This window comes from Pseudomonas sp. m6p, from assembly GCF_055760375.1.
Window position 1 is genome coordinate 1,100,674 of sequence record NZ_CM147084.1, and the last position, 20,237, is coordinate 1,120,910.

Annotated in this window: 17 protein-coding genes; 2 read left to right on the forward strand and 15 right to left on the reverse strand. The window is 60.4% G+C overall.

What is annotated here, in order from left to right:
- Positions 1-65: 65 nt before the first annotated feature.
- Both ACYZUM_RS05200 and ACYZUM_RS05205 read right to left on the reverse strand, forming a co-directional pair.
- The gene (locus ACYZUM_RS05200) at positions 66-1,856 is read right to left on the reverse strand and encodes a bifunctional diguanylate cyclase/phosphodiesterase (protein ID WP_108182111.1); all 1,791 of its coding nucleotides are present in this window, start codon (positions 1,854-1,856) and stop codon (positions 66-68) included.
- Positions 1,857-1,989: 133 nt separating this feature from the next.
- Complete coding sequence (locus ACYZUM_RS05205) at positions 1,990-4,074, reverse strand: carboxy terminal-processing peptidase (RefSeq protein ID WP_161794910.1); 2,085 nt, start codon at positions 4,072-4,074, stop codon at positions 1,990-1,992.
- 138 nt (positions 4,075-4,212) lie between these two features.
- Between ACYZUM_RS05205 and ACYZUM_RS05210 the strand changes: the two genes are divergently transcribed.
- Positions 4,213-5,175, forward strand: coding sequence for a zinc-binding dehydrogenase (locus ACYZUM_RS05210; protein WP_095667121.1), 963 nt, complete (start codon positions 4,213-4,215; stop codon positions 5,173-5,175).
- Between the two features lie 97 nt (positions 5,176-5,272).
- Here the strand turns inward: ACYZUM_RS05210 and ACYZUM_RS05215 are convergent, their stop codons facing one another.
- From ACYZUM_RS05215 to ACYZUM_RS05240, 6 genes are all read right to left on the reverse strand, one after another.
- Complete coding sequence (locus tag ACYZUM_RS05215) at positions 5,273-5,926, reverse strand: HAD family hydrolase (protein ID WP_108182112.1); 654 nt, start codon at positions 5,924-5,926, stop codon at positions 5,273-5,275.
- Between the two features lie 34 nt (positions 5,927-5,960).
- Positions 5,961-6,950, reverse strand: a complete 990-nt coding sequence (locus ACYZUM_RS05220; RefSeq protein ID WP_108182113.1) for an ABC transporter ATP-binding protein — start codon at positions 6,948-6,950, stop codon at positions 5,961-5,963.
- The gene (locus ACYZUM_RS05225) at positions 6,947-7,747 is read right to left on the reverse strand and encodes an ABC transporter permease (protein WP_007965346.1); all 801 of its coding nucleotides are present in this window, start codon (positions 7,745-7,747) and stop codon (positions 6,947-6,949) included. The genes ACYZUM_RS05220 and ACYZUM_RS05225 overlap by 4 nt, the downstream gene beginning before the upstream one ends.
- The gene (locus ACYZUM_RS05230) at positions 7,734-8,570 is read right to left on the reverse strand and encodes an ABC transporter permease (protein ID WP_473061354.1); all 837 of its coding nucleotides are present in this window, start codon (positions 8,568-8,570) and stop codon (positions 7,734-7,736) included. The genes ACYZUM_RS05225 and ACYZUM_RS05230 overlap by 14 nt, the downstream gene beginning before the upstream one ends.
- Positions 8,571-8,575: 5 nt before the next feature.
- Entirely contained in the window at positions 8,576-9,382 is an 807-nt protein-coding gene (locus ACYZUM_RS05235; RefSeq protein ID WP_041071912.1) for an alkaline phosphatase family protein, read from the reverse strand.
- Between the two features lie 133 nt (positions 9,383-9,515).
- On the reverse strand, positions 9,516-10,583 hold the full coding sequence (locus ACYZUM_RS05240) for an ABC transporter substrate-binding protein (RefSeq protein ID WP_041071914.1): 1,068 nt from the start codon (positions 10,581-10,583) through the stop codon (positions 9,516-9,518).
- Positions 10,584-10,935: 352 nt separating this feature from the next.
- Between ACYZUM_RS05240 and ACYZUM_RS05245 the strand changes: the two genes are divergently transcribed.
- Positions 10,936-11,649, forward strand: coding sequence for a UTRA domain-containing protein (locus ACYZUM_RS05245; protein ID WP_473061301.1), 714 nt, complete (start codon positions 10,936-10,938; stop codon positions 11,647-11,649).
- Positions 11,650-12,804: 1,155 nt separating this feature from the next.
- Here ACYZUM_RS05245 and ACYZUM_RS05250 read toward each other — a convergent pair.
- The 7 genes from ACYZUM_RS05250 to minD form a co-directional block, all read right to left on the reverse strand.
- Positions 12,805-14,139: an amidohydrolase gene (locus tag ACYZUM_RS05250; RefSeq protein ID WP_108182116.1), complete on the reverse strand. Its 1,335-nt coding sequence runs from the start codon at positions 14,137-14,139 to the stop codon at positions 12,805-12,807.
- A 66-nt stretch (positions 14,140-14,205) separates the two neighbouring features.
- Positions 14,206-16,359: a mechanosensitive ion channel family protein gene (locus ACYZUM_RS05255; RefSeq protein ID WP_108182117.1), complete on the reverse strand. Its 2,154-nt coding sequence runs from the start codon at positions 16,357-16,359 to the stop codon at positions 14,206-14,208.
- Between the two features lie 77 nt (positions 16,360-16,436).
- A complete protein-coding gene (locus ACYZUM_RS05260) occupies positions 16,437-16,613 on the reverse strand; it encodes a hypothetical protein (protein WP_177327380.1) in 177 nt (58 codons plus the stop codon).
- Positions 16,614-16,809: 196 nt separating this feature from the next.
- On the reverse strand, positions 16,810-18,099 hold the full coding sequence (locus ACYZUM_RS05265; protein ID WP_108182118.1) for a M18 family aminopeptidase: 1,290 nt from the start codon (positions 18,097-18,099) through the stop codon (positions 16,810-16,812).
- Between the two features lie 178 nt (positions 18,100-18,277).
- Positions 18,278-18,913: an RluA family pseudouridine synthase gene (locus ACYZUM_RS05270; RefSeq protein WP_108182119.1), complete on the reverse strand. Its 636-nt coding sequence runs from the start codon at positions 18,911-18,913 to the stop codon at positions 18,278-18,280.
- Positions 18,914-19,081: 168 nt separating this feature from the next.
- Positions 19,082-19,336, reverse strand: coding sequence for a cell division topological specificity factor MinE (gene minE, locus ACYZUM_RS05275; protein WP_003223146.1), 255 nt, complete (start codon positions 19,334-19,336; stop codon positions 19,082-19,084).
- A complete protein-coding gene (gene minD, locus ACYZUM_RS05280; RefSeq protein ID WP_007960626.1) occupies positions 19,336-20,148 on the reverse strand; it encodes a septum site-determining protein MinD in 813 nt (270 codons plus the stop codon). The genes minE and minD overlap by 1 nt, the downstream gene beginning before the upstream one ends.
- Positions 20,149-20,237 lie beyond the last annotated feature (89 nt).

The following is a 20,237-nucleotide window of genomic DNA, read 5'->3' on the forward strand; positions in this document are numbered from 1 at the left end:
CTATTTTAATAGAAAATTGGCACTGTTGATTTTGCTTGTTGAACTAATATCAATTCGCTATTTAATCAACGTTGTCCGATTAGCTGCGGTCGATGAAGTTCGGAAGCACTGAGACTATCAATCACATGCACGCTATACCCCGGAACATTCTTCGCATGATGCTTCGCTTGCGAAGCCATTTCCGCGAGTTGGCTGGCATCCAGTTCTGTGCAGGCCTCGGGTTGCAGGTGGACGACGCCGATCGATAGCGAGAGCAGCGGAAACTCCTGCCGCACACCCTGGCGATTCGGCGCGATAAAGCATCCCGCTTCAAGGTGCTCCGGGCGATAGAAACGGCGGCATTGGCTCTGGAAGTCGTCGAGTAGTTGATTGAGGCGTTTGCGCCAGTCTTCCGGGCCGAGTACCAGCAGGAAGTCGTCGCCGCCGATGTGGCCGACGAAGTCGCGGGACGGGTCGACGCGTTCGTTCAGGCATTGCGCCAGGCACAGCAGGACTTCGTCGCCACGGCCGTAGCCGTAGATGTCGTTGAAGGGTTTGAAGCTGTCGATGTCGACGTAGCAGATGATCGATTCGCGGCCCTGTTGCAGCAGGCGGGTCAGGCATTGCTGGATCGGCACGTTGCCGGGCAGCAGGGTCAACGGGTTGGCGTAGCGCGCCTGCTGGATTTTCAGTTCGGTGATCAGTTTGAGCACGTCGATTACCCGACCGAGGCCGAGATAGCCGCCGTTGAGGGTGATGATGAAATCTTCTTCGATGCGCTGCCGGGCGCGACTGGTGATCAGGCGGCTGACCTGTTGCAGCGACTGGCTCATTTCCACGGCGAGGAAGTCATCATTCATCAGGCGGCTGATCGGTTTACGTGCGAACAGGTCGGTGGCGAACGGTTTGAGCAGCGCGTCGGACAACGAATGGCGATGGACGATGCCGCACGGCTGGCCCTGTTCGTCGAGCACTGCCAGTGAATTCAGATTGGCCTGGCGGCGGAAGGCTTCCAGTACGGTGGCAGTCGGTGTGTCGCGATGCACCGCCGGTTGCTCGTTGAGCAGGGCGCTGAGGTCGCTGCCTTCGTCGTTCAATGCGACGGTGCTGCTGTCGTGTTTCGGCATCAGGGCCCGGGCATCGCGGGGTGGATGCTCCTGCGGACGACCGAGCAGGTAACCCTGCACCAGATCGACGCCCATCTCGGTCAGCACCGCCAGTTCCTCTGGCAACTCGATCCCCTCGGCAATCACCTGTGCCCGTGACGCCTTGGCGATTTGCAGGATCGAGCCGACGAACTCGCGTTTCAATGCGTCCTGATGGATGCCGTCGATGAAGTGGCGGTCGATTTTCACATAGTCCGGACGCAGCTCCGACCACAGGCGCAAGCTCGAATAACCGGCACCTAGGTCATCCAGCGCAATCGAAAAGCCCATCGCCCGATAGTGATGCAGGGCAGTTTGCAGCAACTGGAAATCGTCGATCGGCGTCTGTTCGGTGAGTTCGATCACCACTTGACTCGGTGGGATGCCGAAGTCTTGCAGCAGTTGCAGGGTACGCCCCGGTTGGTGCGCGGCTTCGAGCAGGGATTCCGGTGAGACGTTGAGGAACAGCTTGCCCGGCAGTTGCTGCTCGTTGAAACGACGGCAGGCCGACTGGCGGCAGGCGATCTCCAGTTCGCTTAAACGCCCGGCCTGGCGCGCCACGGCGAACAACGCAATAGGCGAATGCAGTGGGCTGTTGGATGGGCCTCGGGTAAGGGCTTCGTAGCCGAGAATGCGACGCTCGGAGAGACAGATGATCGGCTGGAACAGGCTGTGCAAACCGCTTTGAGTCAGGATCGAGCTCAAGGCACTCAGCTGTTCGGTCGTGGTCATGGCAATCTCTGGCGATAAAAAAAGGACTGGGAGCGCTCTTGCTTGAAGAGGCGCTCCCAGTCCTTTATTTCACGACAGAATGATGACTGTTTGATGACGCTCCGGGGAGCCTCACCATTAAATTGCCATCATCTTACTTCTTGGCCACCTGATTGCTCAGCTTCAGGTAATCCAGCAGCACGCGCCCGGTTTCGCTCAGGTAGGCGTCGTCTTCCGGTTTGACCTTGTCCGGCTCGGCTGCAGCCAGCGCGTCTTCGTCTTCTTTCTTCAGCTCTTTGAGCGGTTCTTCGCCTTTGGCTTTGCGACGGATGTTTTCCATCGCCAGTTGCTTGGCATCGATGTCCGCGTGCTGGGCACGGCGGTCGGCTTCGTTAAGGCTGACGGTTTTTTCTTCCATCAGCTTCTGCGCCAGGGCCAGCTTGTCGCGGATGAACACGAACTCGGCGTCTTTGGCGCTGCGTGCGTCGTGCTCGGACTTGAGCTGCGCGAGGAACGGTTTGAACGGATCGGAGGCCGGCTTGATTGCCGCCTTGATGGTGTCCCACGGCATGGCTTCCGGCAGGGCACTTTCGCCGATTTCCTTGGTGTCGATGATCGACGGGTAGTCGATGTCCGGCAGTACGCCCTGATGCTGGGTGCTCTGCCCGGACACCCGGTAGAACTTGGCCAGCGTCAGTTTCAGTTCGCCATGGTTCAGCGGCTGAATGGTCTGTACGGTGCCTTTGCCGAAGGTCTGGCCACCGATGATCAGTGCGCGATGGTAGTCCTGCATGGCGCCGGCGAAAATCTCCGAAGCCGACGCGGACAGGCGGTTGACTAGCAGTGCCATCGGGCCTTTGTAGAACGCGCCCGGGTTTTCATCTTCGAGGACATCAACTCGGCCATCGGCGTTACGCACGAGTACGGTCGGGCCCTTGTCGATGAACAGGCTGGTCAGCTCGGTGGCTTCCTGCAGAGAACCGCCGCCGTTGTTGCGCAGGTCGATGACCACGCCGTCGACTTTCTCTTTCTGCAGTTCGGTCAGCAGTTTCTTGACGTCACGGGTGGTGCTCTTGTAATCCGGATCACCGGCACGGAACGCCTTGAAGTCGAGGTAGAAAGCCGGGATCTCAATGACGCCGAGCTTGTAGTCCTTGCCGTCCTGTTTCAGGTTCAGCACGGACTTTTTCACCGCCTGGTCTTCAAGCTTCACCGCTTCGCGAGTGATCGGCACGATCTTGCTGGTCTGGTCGTTCGGCGCATTGCTCGCCGGAATCACTTCCAGGCGCACCACGGTGCCTTTCGGGCCGCGGATCAGCTTGACCACTTCGTCCAGACGCCAGCCCACCACGTCGACCATCTCTTTGTTGCCCTGGGCAACGCCGATGATCTTGTCGGCCGGTGCGACCTGTTTGGTCTTGTCGGCCGGGCCTGCCGGCACCAGACGCACGACTTTCACTTGATCGTTGTCGCTCTGCAACACGGCGCCGATGCCCTCGAGGGACAGGCTCATGTTGATGTCGAAGTTCTCCGCGTTATCCGGCGACAGATAGTTGGTGTGCGGGTCGTAGGACATGGCGAAGGTGTTGATGTACGCCTGGAAAATGTCTTCCGCGCGAGTCTGATCGAGGCGCGCCAACTGGTTCTTGTAGCGCTTGGTCAGGGTTTCCTGGATCTGCTTGGAATCCTTGCCGGCAATCTTCTGCCGCAGCACTTCGTCCTTGACGCGTTTGCGCCACAGGTCGTCGAGTTCAGCGGTGGATTTGAGCCAAGGGGCGTCCTTGCGATCGATCAGCAAGGTCTCCTTGGTGGTGAAGTCCATCTTGTCGACGCCCTTGTTCAGCTCCGCAATGGCGAAGTCCAGACGCGCCTTGACGCGGTCCAGATAGCGCTTGTAGATGGTGAACCCGGCGTTGAGGTCGCCGCTCTTGAGGAAGTCGTCGAACTGGGTCTTCCATTTGTCGAATTCGGCGATGTCGCTGGCCATGAAATAGCTGCGCGACGGGTCCAGCAGCTTGATGTAGCTGTCGTAGATGATCACCGAGCGCGCATCGTCGAGCGGCGGCTTGCTGTAGTGGTGACGCTTGAGCAACTCGACGACGTTGAGACTGGCGATCACTTCGTCGCGATCAGGCTGCAAGTTGTCCCAGCTGTTGGCTGCGAAGGTTTTGCCCGACATCGGCAACAAGCCGATACCGATGAAAAGAGCGAGGGCGGTGCTGGGGAGCAAATGCTTCATGCTGATTCGACGCGGGGACAATTGATAACGCATATTAGGCCGTCTTTGAAGTCGCCGGTTCTACGAGAGCCGGTCGCATAATGCAAAAAGCCCGGCGCTACAGCTTCGGGCTCAGTCCAGACTCACTATGGAGGCACTGTGAAGGCATTGCAAGGCGTTGAAGGTCAAGTGGCATGGGTTGAAGAGCCGAGTCCGGCATGTGATGTAGGACAAGTGCGCATTCGTGTGGCGGCAGCCGGCCTCAATCGCGCCGATTTATTACAGAAAGCCGGGCTTTATCCACCGCCGCCCGGTGCCAGTCAGGTGCTCGGTCTTGAGTGCTCCGGGGTGATCAGCGAAGTTGGCGCCGGCTCGTCGTGGCAGGTCGGCGACCGGGTCTGCGCGTTGCTGGCCGGGGGCGCAATGGCTGAAGAGGTGGTCGTCGACGGACGGCACGTGCTGCCGGTGCCCGAAGGTGTTTCGTTGATCGAGGCCGCAGCATTACCCGAGGTTTATGCAACGGTCTGGCTCAACGTGTTTCAACTGGCGGCGTTGAAACCGGGCGAGAAGGTTCTGCTGCATGCTGGCGCGAGTGGAATTGGTTCAGCCGCCATTCAGCTGTGCAAGGCGTTCGGCAATCCTTGTTGGGTCAGCGTTGGCTCGGCCGAGCGTCTGGCCTACTGTGAAGCGCTGGGCGCCCAGGGCGGAGTGGTGCGCAGCGATGACCTGGAGAGTCTGCGCGACTTCGGTCCGTTTGACGTGATCCTCGATCCGGTCGGCGGTAATTACGCCGCGCTCAACCTCAAGCTGACGGCGCTGGACGGTCGTTGGGTGCTGATCGGCCTGATGGGCGGGCGTGAGGCGAAACTGGACCTGGCGCAGGTTCTGGCCAAGCGAGTGCAGTTGCTTGGTTCGACGTTGCGCAGTCGCGATGATCAGTTCAAGGCCGATCTGTTCAGCGACTTGAGCCAGCATGTGTGGCCCCTGTTTGCCGAGGGGCGGTTGAGTCCGCAACTGGCGAAAACCTTTCCGGTGAAAGACGCCGAGGCGGCGTTTGCCGAGCTGGCGAGCAATACGGTTTCGGGGAAAGTGGTGCTGGTGATTGACGACAGTCTGAGCTGATTGGAAGGGCAAGATCAAAAGATCGCAGCCTGCGGCAGCTCCTACAGTGGGAGGGTGTACACCCTGTAGGAGCTGCCGCAGGCTGCGATCGTTGTTTTTACTTCCAGAGATGGATCGGCCAGCCGGCTTTTTCGGCGTGCTCCAGCAACACCGGATCCGGATTCACCACATGCGGGAAATCGACCTTCAGCAGCAACGGCAGATCATTGCGTGAATCTGAATAGAAACTCGCGCCTTCCAGGTTCTCTTCCTCAGCATCCAGCCATTCCAGCAGGCGGGTGATCTTGCCTTCGCGGTAGGTCAGGGTGCCGACGGTCTGGCCAGTGTAAACGCCGTGCGCGACGTCCAGTTCGATGCCGAGAATTTCATCGATGCCCAGGCGTTCGGCAATCGGTTTGACCAGGTGCGTGCCCGAGGCCGAGATCACCAGAATCCGGTCACCGGCCTTGCGATGGGCGGCGATGGTTTTGGTCGCGTCGCTGAAGATGATCGGTTCGATAAAGTCTTCGACCCATGGGCCGACCAGGTGCTCGAGCTCTTCCGGGGTACGCCCGATCATCGGCTCGAGGCTGAACGCCATGAATTCTTCCATGCGCAATTTGCCATGGCTGTAGGCGTCCATCAGCTCGTTGTTCTTGCGCATGAACGACTCGGGATCGACCCAGCCCAGGCGCCCCATCTGCTCGCTCCAGAGGGTGGCGCAGTCGCCGTGGATCAGGGTTTCGTCCAGATCAAAAATTGCCAGGGCCATCAGTGCAGTTCTCTCTTCAACGTCAGCAAAGTCATCAGGCTACCTCACACAGGGCCGTCGGATCGATGGAAAGCGCCAGACGCTGACCGTCGGGATGCAGATCCGCCGCCGAGCGGTTGAGCACGTCGACCAGCAGTTCCACGCCGCGTGCTTCGACCCGGTAGCGGATCACGTTGCCGAGCAGGCTGTGGCTGCGGATCTGCGCGTCGAGTTCGCCATTGAGGCTCAGTTCGATGGCTTCCGGGCGAATCGCGATGCGGTGGCTGATCGGCCGTTGCAACAGCTTTGAGGCACTGTCGGCGTCGAGCAGGTTGTAGTTGCCGATGAAGCCGGCGGCGAACACATCGACCGGTGCGGTGTAGAGGGTTTCGGCGTCTCCGCTTTGCACGATCTTTCCCTGGTTCATCAGGAAAATCCGGTCGGACATGGTCAGCGCTTCTTCCTGGTCGTGGGTGACGAAGATGGTGGTCAGGCCGAGTTCGCGCTGGATCTGGCGGATCTGTTCGCGCAGGTGTTTGCGGATTCGCGCATCCAGCGCCGACAACGGTTCATCCAGCAGCAGTAAGCGTGGGCGAGTCACCAGCGAGCGGGCGAGGGCGACTCGCTGGCATTGGCCACCGGACAACTGATGCGGATAGCGGCTGGCGAAGTCGTGCAGTTCAACCAGTTTCAACACTTCGCTGACGCGTTTGTGACTGTCGTCAGGATTGACCTTCTGCATGCGCAGGCCGAAGGCGACGTTCTGCTCGACGGTCATGTTGGGGAACAGCGCGTAGCTCTGGAATACCATGCCGATCCCGCGTTTCTGCGGGCTCAGCGGCACGATGTCGACGCCATCAAGCAGGATCTTGCCGCCATCCACCGGCGTCAGCCCGGCGATACAACGCAGCAGGGTGGACTTGCCGCAACCGGACGGGCCGAGCAGGGTGACGAACTCGCCCTTGTTGATCTCGCAGTTGATGTCGCTGAACACCGTGGTGCCCGCGTAGTTTTTCTGCAGGTGTTGGACGCTGACATAGCTCATTCGCTTTTGTCCTTGTTCAAGATGTTGGCGATCCAGGTCAGGACCAGCACGAAAAAGAAGTACGAGATCACCAGCGCACTGGTGAAGTGGCCGCTGCTGTTGCGCATGTTGTTCAGGTACACCTGCAGGGTTTCGTAGCGCGTGCCGACGAGGATGTTGGCGAACACGAACTCACCGAACAGGAACGAGAACGACAGCAGCAACGCGACCATCAGGCCTTTGCGCAGGTTCGGCAGCACCACCAGAAACGCCGCCTGAAAGGTGCTGGCGCCGAGCAGTTGCGCGGCGTCCATCAGGTCGCGCAGGTTGATCGCCTGCAGGTTGTTGGTGATCGCCCGGTACATGAACGGCAGCGCCACGGTGAAGTAGCAACCGATCAGGATCCACGGCGTACCGACCATCGCCAGCGGCCCCGAACCGTACAGTTGCAACAGGCCTACCGACGACACCACTGGCGGCACCGCGAAGGGCAGCAGGATCAGGATGTTCATCAGCGCATCGAGTTTCGGGAAGTGGTAATGCACCACGAACAGCAACGGCAGGATCAGCACCACCGACAGCACCAGCGCGCCCACGCACACCAGCAGCGACTGGCCGAAAGCATGCAGAAAGCGCGGATCGCTCCACAGCTGGAGGTACCACTTGAAGGTGAAACCGCTGGGCAGGATGGTCGCCGACCAGCTGCTGGCGATCGAATAGATCAGCGTGCCCACCAGCGGCAGCAGCAGGATCGCGAACAGCAAATAAACCACGACGCGGTGGTAGACGCCGGCCGGGCCGGATTCAGCGCGAGACATGGTAGCTCCTCTTCAGCAGCAATTGATGCACGACGGTGACGAGGGTCATCAACGCCACCAGCACCACGGCCAGGGCGCTGGCCAGATTCGGATCGAGGGAAATATCCCCGGAAACCATTGCCGCGATGCGGATCGGCAGCACGTTGAAGTTACCGGTGGTCAAGGCGTACACCGTGGCGTAGGCGCCGAGAGCGTTGGCCAGCAGGATCACAAACGTACCGAGCAGTGCCGGGGTCAGCACCGGCAGACCAATATGCCGCCAGAACTGCCAGCCGTTGGCGCCGAGCAGCGCAGCGGATTCGCGCCAGTCTTCACGCAAGGCGTCGAAGGCCGGGTAGAGCAGCAGCACGCCGAGGGGAATCTGGAAGTAGGTATAGAGAATGATCAGGCCGGTTTTCGAGTACAGGTTGAAGTCCTGAATGATCCCGGCCTGCTTGAGCATGATGGTGATGCTGCCGTTGAAACCGAGCAGGATGATGAACGCGAAGGCCAGGGGCACGCCGGCGAAGTTGCTGGTCATGTTGGCGAAGGCATTCACGAAGTTGCGCAGTTTCGAGTCGACCCGGCGCAGGGAATACGCACCGAGCACGGCGATGATGATGCCGAATACGCTCGACCAGAAACTGATCTCCAGGCTGTACTGAATCGCCTGCAGATAGAACTTGGAACTGAAGATCTTGCTGAAGTTGGCGAAGCCCCAGCCGAATTCTTCCGATTGCAGGCTATTGATCATCACCCAGACCAGCGGGGCGATTTCGAACATGATAAAGAACAGGGCGAACGGCACCAGGCACAGGGCTGCCAGCCATTTGCCGCGAGTCATGGCATTCACTTGAGCAGCTCCCGGCATACAGGTTTGTCGTGGGGGGCGCCGAGCAGTTCGCAGACGGTGCCGCAGATCTCGGTTTGTTTCGGCGCGGCATCAATATTGAAGCTGAAGGCGTCACCGAGAACGAACAGCGGCACCTGGCGTTCTTCCGGCAGCAGGCCGTTGTGCGAGCGGTCGTTGTTCATGCCGTGGTCGGCGGTGACCAGCACCTGATAGCCCGCATCGAGCCAGCCTTGCAGGTAGTCGGCGAGGATGATGTCCGCCGAACGTGCGCTGTTGCGGTATTGCGTGGAGTCGAGGCCGTGCTTGTGGCCGGCGTCGTCGATGTTCATCGGGTGAATCAGCAGAAAGTTCGGCGCATGGCGCAGGCGCAGGTTTTCCGCGTCGGCAAACAGGTGCGAATCCGGGTAGTGATCACTCCAGTAGAAGTGGCCGTGCTGGATCGGCAATGACAGGTTTTCGGTGTGCCGGTCGCGGGCCACGACGAACGGCGAGCGGTTATACAGCTCGCTGACCCAGTGATAGGCCGCTGCGGCGGTTTTCAGACCGGCGTCGCGGGCGTAGTGATAGATGCTGCGCTGGTTGGACAGACGCGCGACGTTGTTGTGGACGATGCCACTGTCGATCGGCGGCACGCCAGTAAGGATGCATTCGTAAAGCGGTCGGGACAGGGCCGGCAACTCGCACTCCAACTGATAGAGTGCGGCGCGTCCTGCGCCAACGTAAGCCTGCAGATGCCCCATGGCGTGACGCGCGACCTCGTAGTTGAGACCGTCGAGCACGACAAGGATGACGTTGTGCTTCATAGGGGCAAAAACTCCGAAAACAAAACTTGGATCGTTCAATGTAGGAGCTGCCGCAGGCTGCGATCTTTTGACTCTGCCTTTTAAAAGCAAGATCAAAAGATCGCAGCCTGCGGCAGCTCCTACAGATGAAGGATTACTTCATCTCGACGATGACTTCTTCGTTCCACTTCTGCGGCAGGGCCTTGGAGGTTTTTTCCCACGCGTCGGCGTCCTTGATTGGCGTGACCTTCTTGTACTGCTCGTTTGGCAGCAGCTTGGCCTTCACGTCTTCCGGCAGTTGCAGATGTTCGGCACGGATCGGACGGGCGTTGCCGCGCGCCAGGTTGGTCTGGCCGGCGTCGCTGAAGATGTATTCGCGGGTCAGCTTGGCGGCGTTCGGGTTTTTTGCGTACTTGTTGATGATGGTGGTGTAGCCGGAAATCACCGAGCCGTCGGACGGGATCAGCACCACGTAGTCATCCGGGTTGGCCATCTTGGCCTTATAACTCAGGCCGTTGAAGTCCCAGACCACGCCGACTTCGATCTCGCCTTTTTCCATGGTGGCGATGGTCGGATTGGCCATCGACAGGCGACCTTGCTTGGCGATGTCTGCAAACAGCAGCAGGGCCGGCTGGAGGTTCTTCTCGTCGCCACCGTTGGCCAGGGCAGCGGCCAGTACGCCGTTGGCGGCTTGCGCGGCGGTGCTCACGTCACCGATGGAAACCTTGTATTTGCCACCCTTGAGGTCAGCCCATTTGGTCGGTACTTCGGAACCGTGCAGCAGCTTCTTGTTGACGATGAAGGCGATGGTGCCGGTGTAGGCCAATGCCCAGTTGCCGTCCTTGTCCTTGGCCCAGGCCGGCACCTGATCCCAAGTGCTCGGTTTGTACGGTTGCACCACGCCCTGCTTGACCGCGATCGGGCCGAAGGCGGCGCCGACGTCGCCGATGTCGGCGGTGGCGTTGTCTTTTTCAGCGGCGAACTTGGCGATTTCCTGGGCCGAGCTCATGTCGGTGTCAATGTGTTTCAGGCCGTAGGTCTTGGCCAGGTCTTCCCAGGTGCCTTTCCAGTTGGCCCAGTCATCGGGCATGCCGACGCTGTTGACGGCGCCTTCCGCTTTCGCAGCGGCTTCGAGGGTTTTCAGATCGGTGTCGGCCGCCATGGCGGCGGTGCACATTGCAATGGTCGAGCCTAACAGTGTTGCCAGGAAAAGCTGTTTCATTCCGAAGCTCCTTGGTCGTGTTCAACGCTGCGATTGCGGTTTGTGTTGGTCTAGGTCAGCAATACCTGAGCCAATTTAAGCGGGCTGGATGACACTTTGATGTCGGCGGTCGCCCGGCAGGCCTTTTATTTGCCCGGTTTCGGCGCTTGCCCGCTAAGCGTAGACCAAGGTCAAAGCCCCGGCAGACAAGGCACTTGGCCGATGTATTGCAAGTCATGAAGGCGACCGTCGGGCGGGTTTGTCATCTCTCGGTCATCTGCACTGCCTAGGCTTGCAAGACATGGAAACGGCTTGCAGGCCGTACGGTTTTTGCCCCGAAACAGTGCTGGTCTAGTCCAGATAGGTAACGTTGATGCGCGATGAGGCAACAAAAGCGGTGACAGCCATCGGCCAGGTGCTGCAGGAGCAGTTCGATCATGGCCTGTTGGCGCCGGGCAGCAAGCTGCCGGCCGAGCGCAAGCTCAGTGAGTTGTTCGGCACCACGCGCATCACGGTGCGTGAGGCGTTGTTGCAGCTGGAGGCGCAGGGGCAGATTTATCGCGAGGAGCGCCGTGGCTGGTTCGTTTCGCCGCCGCGTCTGGCGTACAACCTGATGCAGCGCAGTCACTTTCACGCGATGGTCAGTGCGCAGGGGCGGGAGCCGTCGACCGAGGTGATTTCCGCGCGGTTGCAGCCGGCGTCGGTGGCGGTGTGTGCGTTGTTGCAGTTGCCTGCCTTGTCGAGCGTGATTCAGATTTGCCGGTCGCGGCGCATCGACGGGCGGCTAGTGTTGTATGTGGAGCATTATCTGAATCCGCAGTATTTTCCGGGGATTCTGGGGTTTGATTTGAATCAGTCGATGACCGAGTTGTATGCGCGGCATTACGATTTGCGCTATGGGCGGGTGCGGTTCGAGATTGTGCCGACGTCGTTGTCGGTGGATGCGGCGGCGGCTTTGCGGGTTTCTGTCGGGAGTCCGGGGTTACGGATTGCTCGGGTCAATTATGATCAGCATGAGCGGTTGATTGATTGTGATCTGGAGTTTTGGCGGCATGATGCGATTCATGTGGGGGTTGATGTGGTTTGACCTTGGCGGCCTTTGGGCCGACCAGGCTGTTGGGTTCTGTGTGAATATCCGTTGCTTCGGGTGCTGCCGCTGACGGTTTCGCTCTTACAGCGAGTCCCTTTGGCAAACGCCCCAAAGGAACCAAAGGTCTGTGCCCTGACGTTCGGCCCGCTCGCTAAAGCTCGGGGTTCCTTCGCTCCGGTATCGATCCGGGCGCATCGCCTCCGGTTTGCTTCGCTGCACCTCCTCTCGATGTGTTCGACTTCGTCGAACGGTCGCTTCGCTCCCACCCCCGGATCAATCCCTCCGCTCAGCCTGCCGACGGGCCGGTGAGTCAAGATCAAGAGCTTTCGGCGAGCTGACACTCGGCCATTGAGTGGTGAAGAGCCTGCGGTCGGCTTTTGCTTTGCTGTAGGGGGTGAGCCTGCTCGCGATGGCGGCCTGAAAGCCGACCAATCACCAACTGCCTGCACTCAATCCAACTGTGGGAGCTGGCCTGCCAGTGGTGGTGACCTCCCAGCCGACCAACTCCAACAGCCCACACCCAATCCACTGTGGGAGCGAGCTTGCTCGCGAAGGCGGCCTGACAGCCGACCAATCTCCAACTGCCTGCACTCAATCCAACTGTGGGAGCTGGCTTGCCAGTGATGGCGGCCTGACAGCCGACCAATCTCTAACTGCCTGCACCCAATCTCTCTGTGGGAGCTGGCCTGCCAGTGATGGTGACCTCCCAGCCGACCAATCTCCAACTGCCTGCACTCAATCCAACTGTGGGAGCTGGCTTGCCAGCGATGGCGGCCTGACAGCCGACCAATCTCTAACTGCCTGCACCCAATCTCTCTGTGGGAGCTGGCCGGCCAGTGATGGTGACCTCCCAGCCGACCAATCTCCAACTGCCTGCACTCAATCCCACTGTGGGAGCTGGCTTGCCAGCGATGGCGGCCTGACAGCCGACCAATCTCTAACTGCCTGCACCCAATCTCTCTGTGGGAGCTGGCCTGCCAGTGATGGTGACCTCCCAGCCGACCAATCTCCAACTGCCTGCACTCAATCCAACTGGGGGAGCTGACTTGCCAGTGATGGCGGCCTGACAGCCGACCAATCTCCAACCGAATACATCCAATCAACTGTGGGAGCGAGCCTGCTCGCGAAGTCGCCCCCACAATCACTTCATCTCTATCTGGCCAGCTCAGCATTCCCATACAAATAATCCGTCGCCAGCGACGCCATCGTCCTCACCCCAACCACCAGCGCCGACTCATCCACAAAGAACCCCGGATTATGATTCGGCGCGGCCTTGCTCATATCCTGATCCCGTGGTGTCACGCCGAGAAATACGAACAACCCCGGCACTTCCTTGGCGAAGAACGAGAAGTCTTCCGCGCCGCCCACCAACGGTGCATTGACCACGTCATCCTTGGCTGCCCACTTCAACGTCGGCAGCATTTTTTCCGTCAGTGCCGGGTTGTTGATCGTGGGGTCGTATTTTTCGATGATGGTCACGTCGGCTTTCGCGCCGCCGCTTTCGGCGATTTTTTCGATGGTCTGGCGTACGTCGGCGTGGAGTTTCTGGCGGATGCCGTAGTCGTAGGAGCGGATGGTGCCGCTCATGTCCACGGACTCGGGGATGATGTTGTAGCGGGTGCCACCATTGATGGTGCCGATGCTGACCACCGACGGATAGGACGAAATATCGGTACGGCGGCTGACCACGGTTTGCAGGCCGACGATGGTTTGCGCGCCGACGGTGATCGGGTCGATGCCGTCCCACGGGCGGCCGGCGTGGGTTTGTTTGCCGAGGATTTTGATGCGCAGGTCGTCGGAGCTGGCCAGGGTGGCGCCGGGACGATAGGCGATCTGGCCGGCGGGGACGCCGGCCCAGACGTGCAGACCGAAGACGGCGTCGGGTTTGGGTGATTTCATCACGCCTTCCTGCACCATCATTTTCGCGCCCCAGGTGTTTTTGCCGTCGGGGATGAAGTCGCTCGGGCCTTCTTCGGCGGGCTGGAAGTAGAACACCACGGTGCCGGGCAGGGTGTCGCGCATGCCCGTGAGAATTTTCGCTGTGCTCAGCAGGATCGCGGTGTGGGCGTCGTGGCCGCAGGCGTGCATCACGTCGACTTCTTTGCCGAGGTAGGTGCCTTTGGCTTTCGAGGCGAAGGGCAGGTCGGCGACTTCCTTGACCGGCAATGCGTCCATGTCGGCGCGCAGGGCCACGGTCGGGCCGGGCAGGGCGCCTTTGAGGATGGCGACCACGCCGGTGCGGGCGACGTTGGTTTTGACCTCCAGGCCCATGGCCTTGAGCTGTTTGGCGACCAGTTCAGAGGTGCGTGTTTCGGTGTTGCCCAGTTCCGGATGCGCGTGGATGTCGCGGCGGGTTTCCAGCAGCTCCGGTTCAAGTGCCTTGGCTTGCGTGGCGATCTGTTCGCGGGTGCTGTCCAGGGTGGCGGCGCTGGCGGTGCCGGCCAGCAGGGTGAACAGAACGGTCTGGGCGATACGTGTCAGCTGCATCGGGTTTCTCCATGGTTGTTGTTTTTCTGGCTTCCCTGCCTGTGACCCGACTGTCTGCGCGAAGTGCTATTCCTTCGGCTGGCCACCGCCGGCAGTGATGACCTGCACACTCATGCGTGGCGTCGCCAGATCGAGTCCGGCTTCGTCCAGATGGCGTTTGAGCGACAGGTTGAACGCGCGGGAAACTTCCCATTGTTTGATCGGCGCGGTCTTGAACCGCGCGCGCAGAATCGCGCTGCCGGACTCGAAACTTTCCACGCCCTGAATCTCCAGCGGTGACCAGATGTTGCGCCGTTGCAGCGGGTCGGTGCGCATTTTCTGGCCGACTTCGCGCATCAGTTTGATCGCGTCGTCGATTTCCATGTTGTACGGCACCGCCACGCGGAAAATCGCGTAGCCGAACTCGCGGGAGTAGTTCTTGATGCTTTTGATTTCGCTGAACGGGATGGTGTGAACGATGCCGTCGATATCGCGCAGGCGCACGGTGCGGATGGTCAGGCCTTCGACGGTGCCGAGGTGGCCGCCGACATCCACGTAGTCATCAATGGCCAGCGAGTCTTCGATGATGATGAACAGGCCGGTGATCAAATCCGCCACCAGCGACTGCGCACCGAAACCGATGGCCAGACCGATCACACCGGCACCGGCCAGCAGTGGCGTAACGTTCATGCCCATGTTCGCCAGGGCGACGATCAGCGCAATGATGAAAATCGCCACGAACAGCACGTTGCGGATCAGCGGCATCATCGTCTGTGCGCGGGCATTCGCCAGGCCTTTGCGCGAGCGGGTGAGGGCGTGATGCACGGCGGTGTCGGCAAGGATCCAGATCAGCCAGGAGAAAATCAGCGTACCGATCAGGCTGAACAGTTTGACGCTGACGTCGTGCCCTTCGCCCTCGGCAAAACCGATCAGCGATTTGCCCCATACGCGCAGGCCGAGTTCGATGAAGGTCAGCCACACCAGCAGGTGGGCGAGGGTGTAGAAGAAGCTTTTCAGACGCTCCGAGTACAGCGCATGGCGCTTCGGCCCGCGTTGCGGTTTGAGTGAGTGCCGGCGCACGAGACCGTTGATCACCATGCACATCACCAGCAGCACCGTGCAGATCAGTGACTGGCGCAGGGCGGTGCTGGTGTCGCCGGCGGAGACGAAGGTGGCGAACAGCGAGATCCCGACCAGCACCAGCGCCGGCACGTACCAGAAGGTGCCGAGGATATCGATGGTGTCGCTGAGGGCGCGGCGGGTCAGGCGACGGGACAACGGCTGATTGCGGATCAGATGGGCGATTGGCCGGCGGAAACGCAGGATGAACAGCCCGGTGAACAGCGCCGCCAGGACATTGGTGACGGTCGCGGTGGTGTGCGCCAAATGCACGCCGAGGCTTTCCACCAGGCGCGGATCGTTAAGCGCTTCACCGAACGCGGCGAAGCTGCCGATCAGCCACAGCGGACGGAAGGCCTGATGCCGCAGGATGTACAGCGCCCGATGCCGGTGCGGGCCGTCGAGCAGCGAGAAGGCGATCACGCAGATCGCCGAGAAACAGGTGCCGACCACCAGCGCATACGCCAGCACCATCGCCAGGCTCTTGCCCAATGACGAGGGCAGCGCGTAGCTCATGTAAACGGTGATGACCAACGCGATCAACCATGGCCCGAGCTTGCGCAGGGCGAAGCGCAGCATGTCGAGGGCCTTGGGGTGCTGCGGCAGTTCTTCGGTCAGGCCGAAGCGCATGCGCACCCGGTGACCGAGCCAGATCAGCGCGGCGGCGAGCAGGCTCCAGACCATCAGGATCACTGCGAAGCCGAAGATGATCGGCAGCCACTCGCTGGCCGGCAACATCAGGTTATCGAGTTCGTCCCTGGCCAGATCGAACTCGTCGGACCAGCGGGTCAGCGGACTGTCGTCGCCGGAGAACTGCTTCTCGAAACTGGCCAGCGTGCCGCCAATCAGGCCCAGCACGCCTTCTTCCGGTGAAACCTGGGCTTTCTTGGTGGCGTCGCGCAGCTTTTTCAGATCGCTCAGCAACTGTGCGCGTTGCTTGTCGTTTTCCAGCGACTTGATGACTTCATCCAGCGACTGTCCCAACGGTTCCTGCGCCTCGGGCTGCGCCTTGGTGGAGTTGAGCAGCCCCGGCAAGCCGACCGCGTGGGCAGGGGCCAGCGGCAGCAGCGTCATCAGGCAGACAAGGAACAGGCAGGGCAGAGCAAACAGACGAGCGAACACTAGGCGGTCAACCTCGCAAAGGGGCGAATTGAGCGAGTGTACGAGGCAGTCAGAATCAATGCGAGCCGGGCGCGGATTTATTCGTTGAGTTTGGCGAGGATCTTGTAGACCACGGTCGCCAGGATCATAAGCATGCCGATCCACATGGCGAAGACGCCGGCGTTCTTGTCGCGGAAGTTGAAGCCGATGGCCAGCAGGATCATCCCGCTCAGGATCGGGACGAGCATGGCGTGGAACGAAGACATCGAGATCATGGAGACTGCCTTGTCGAAGGGGATGATGTAAGTCTAGGTCGGTTTCTTTGAAACTGTATTGATCTGTCTAGGAGCTGCCGCAGGCTGCGATCTTTTGATCTTGCTTTTGAACTGCAAAAAACAAGATCAAAAGATCGCAGCCTGCGGCAGCTCCTGCAGGGATTTGTGATCATCCCGAAAGATGATCGTTTAGCGATTACGGCAACTCGCGGGAGGCGTAGAACGCGCTCAGCACTTTGACCAGGTGTGCCAGGTCATGGCTGCCGCACAGTTCGCGGATCGAGTGCATGGCGAAGGTCGGCAGACCGATATCGACGGTGCGCACGCCCAGATGGCTGGCGGTGATCGGGCCGATGGTCGAACCGCAACCCATGTCGCTGCGCACCACGAAGCTCTGTACCGGCACTTCTTCGGCCATGCACAGGTGGCGGAAGAATCCGGCGGTTTCGCTGTTGGTGGCGTAGCGCTGGTTGCTGTTGACCTTGATCACCGGGCCGGCGTTGAGTTTCGGGCCGTGGTTGGCGTCGTGCTTCTCGGCGTAGTTGGGGTGTACGCCGTGGGCGTTGTCGGCCGAGACCAGCAGCGATTTTTGAATGGTGCGCACGAACTCGTCGCCTTCCGGCAGCAGGCGGCGCAGGGTCTGTTCGAGCATCGGGCCATCGGCACCGCACGCCGAGCAGGAGCCGACTTCTTCGTGGTCGTTGCACACCAGCACGCAGGTTTCTTCGGTGTCGGCGCTGAGCAGGGCTTGCAGGCCGGCGTAGCACGACAGCAGATTGTCGAGGCGCGCGCCGGCGATGAAGTCGCCATGCAGGCCGATGACCGCCGCGCTCTGGGTGTCGTAGAAACTCAGCTCGTAATCCAGCACCACGTCGGCGTTCAGGCCGTGTTCGCGAGCCAGTTGATCGGTCAGTACCGCACGGAAGTCGACGCGCTCGTCACCGGCAAACTGCGCGAGGATCGGCGGCAGCTCGGTCTGTGCGTTGATCGCCCAGCCTTGGTTGGCTTCACGGTTGAGGTGAATCGCCAGGTTGGGAATGATCGCGATCGGCGCCTTGAAGTCGATCAACTGGCTTTCGACCTTGCCGTCGCGACGGAAGGTGACGCGACCGGCCAGCGACAGATCGCGGTCGAACCACGGCGCCAGCAGTGCGCCGCCGTAGACTTCAACGCCCAGTTGCCAGAAGCCCTGACGTTGCAGTTCCGGTTGCGGCTTGACCCGCAGGCACGGGCTGTCGGTGTGGGCGCCGACCAGGCGGATACCGTCGTGCAGCGGCGAGTTGCGGCCCATTTTGATCGCGACGATCGAGGAGTCGTTACGGGTGACGTAATAGCGGCCGTTGACCTCGGTGGTCCATGGCTCGCGCTCGTCGAGGCGCACGTAACCGGCGGCCTCCAGACGCTGAACAAGGCTGGCGGTGGCGTGGAACGGGGTAGGGGAGGCCTTGAGGAAGTCGATCAGGCCTTGGTTCAACTCTTCGCGCATAAGAAGCTCCAGACAGCAATGGGCGCGAGTTTAACGCATCGGCCGGGGAATTGAATCCGAACCGGATCCCTGTGGGAGCGAGCCTGCTCGCGAAAGCGCTATGACATTCAACATTGGTGCTGACTGATCAATTGCTTTCGCGAGCAGGCTCGCTCCCACATGGGTTCGGCGGTGCTTGTCAGAACGGCGCAGGGCACTCGAAGCGCAGACGCTCGCCGGTTTGCGGATGGGTGAAGCTGAGCATGCTGGCGTGCAGGCACAGGCGCGGCCAGGCGGCGAGGGCCTGTTCGTGGGCGTAGAGCCCGTCGCCCAGCAACGGGTGCCCGATGGACAGCATGTGCACGCGCAACTGATGCGAGCGCCCGGTGATTGGCGTCAGTTCGACGCGGCACCAGTCGCCGCAACGTTCCAGTACGCGCCAGAAGGTCAGTGCGTGTTTGCCGAATTCGTGGTCGACCACGTGGCGCGGTTTGGTCGGTGGGTCGTAGCGCAGCGGCAAATCGATGCTGCCGCTGTCCAGTTCCGGCTGACCCCAGGCCAGGGCGGTGTAGGCCTTTTCGGTTTCGCGGTCGTGAAACTGCCGCGACAATTCGCGGTGGGTGTCGGCGTCACGGGCCAGCAGAATGATGCCGGAGGTTTCCCAGTCCAGACGATGGACGATACGCGCTTCCGGGTAGCCGTTTTCCTGCAGGCGGGTGATCAGGCAGTCCTTGTTGTCGTCGGCACGACCGGGCACCGAGAGCAGCAAGGTCGGCTTGTCGACCACAAGGACAGCGGCGTCGTGATGGATGATGCGGATGTTGGACAGCGGCATTAAAACAGCCTCGTAACAAATGCCAACGGCGGCTCAGACTGCTGATAACCCTGTAGGAGCTGCCGAAGGCTGCGATCTTTTGACGTTGAAGATCAAAAGATCGCAGCCTTCGGCAGCTCCTACACGAGCATCAGCAGCCCGAGCCGCCGTAGCGACTGCCGGATCGACTCAGCGATCAGGCAGGGTGATGTTGAGTTCCAGAATCGAGCAACTGCCCTGGCTTTCCAGTGCAACATGTACGTCGTCGTTGCCGATGTTGACGTACTTGCGGATCACGTCGACCAGTTCCTTCTGCAAGGCTGGCAGGTAATCCGGCGTGCTGCGCTGGCCGCGCTCATGCGCCACGATGATCTGTAGACGCTCTTTCGCTACCGAGGCGGTACTTGGCTTTTTGTTGGCACGAAAGAAGTCAAAAAGGTTCATTACCTACCTCCAAACAGGCGCTCGAAGAATCCCTTCTTCGTAACATCGAGGAAACGATGTTCTTTTTCTTTGCCCAGCAGACGATCAACGGCATCGCTGTAGGCCTGACCGGCATCGCTCTGGTCGTCGAGAATCACTGGAACGCCCGAGTTGGAAGCCTTCAGGACCGCCTGCGACTCAGGGATGACGCCCAGCAGGGTCACGGCCAGGATTTCCTTGACGTCTTCGACGCCCAGCATTTCGCCATCGCTGACGCGCTGCGGGTTGTAACGGGTCAGCAGGAGGTGTTCCTTGATCGGCTCTTCGCCGAGTTCGGCACGACGCGATTTGCTGGCCAGCAGGCCGAGCATGCGGTCGGAGTCACGTACCGAGGACACTTCCGGGTTGGTCACGATGATCGCTTCGTCGGCGAAGTACATCGCCAGGTGTGCGCCTTTCTCGATGCCTGCCGGGGAGTCGCAGACCACGAAGTCGAAGTCTTCCTTCAACTGCATCAGGACTTTTTCCACGCCTTCCTGGGTCAGCGCGTCTTTGTCGCGGGTCTGGCTGGCGGCCAGCACGTAGAGGTTTTCCAGGCGCTTGTCTTTGATCAGGGCCTGCTGCAGGTTGGCTTCGCCGTTGACCACGTTGACGAAGTCATACACCACGCGACGCTCGCAACCCATGATCAGGTCGAGGTTACGCAGGCCCACGTCGAAGTCGACGATCACTGTTTTGTGGCCGCGCAGAGCGAGGCCGGTACCGATAGCGGCGCTGGTGGTGGTCTTACCCACACCACCCTTGCCGGATGTAACCACGAGAATCTTGGCCAAGGTGTTTCACCCCTAAGGAAGAAGGACTGTTTAGCCCCTGAAAAACATCTCTTGAAAACTACTGCAGTCGGACAGCCTTGGCTGGAATT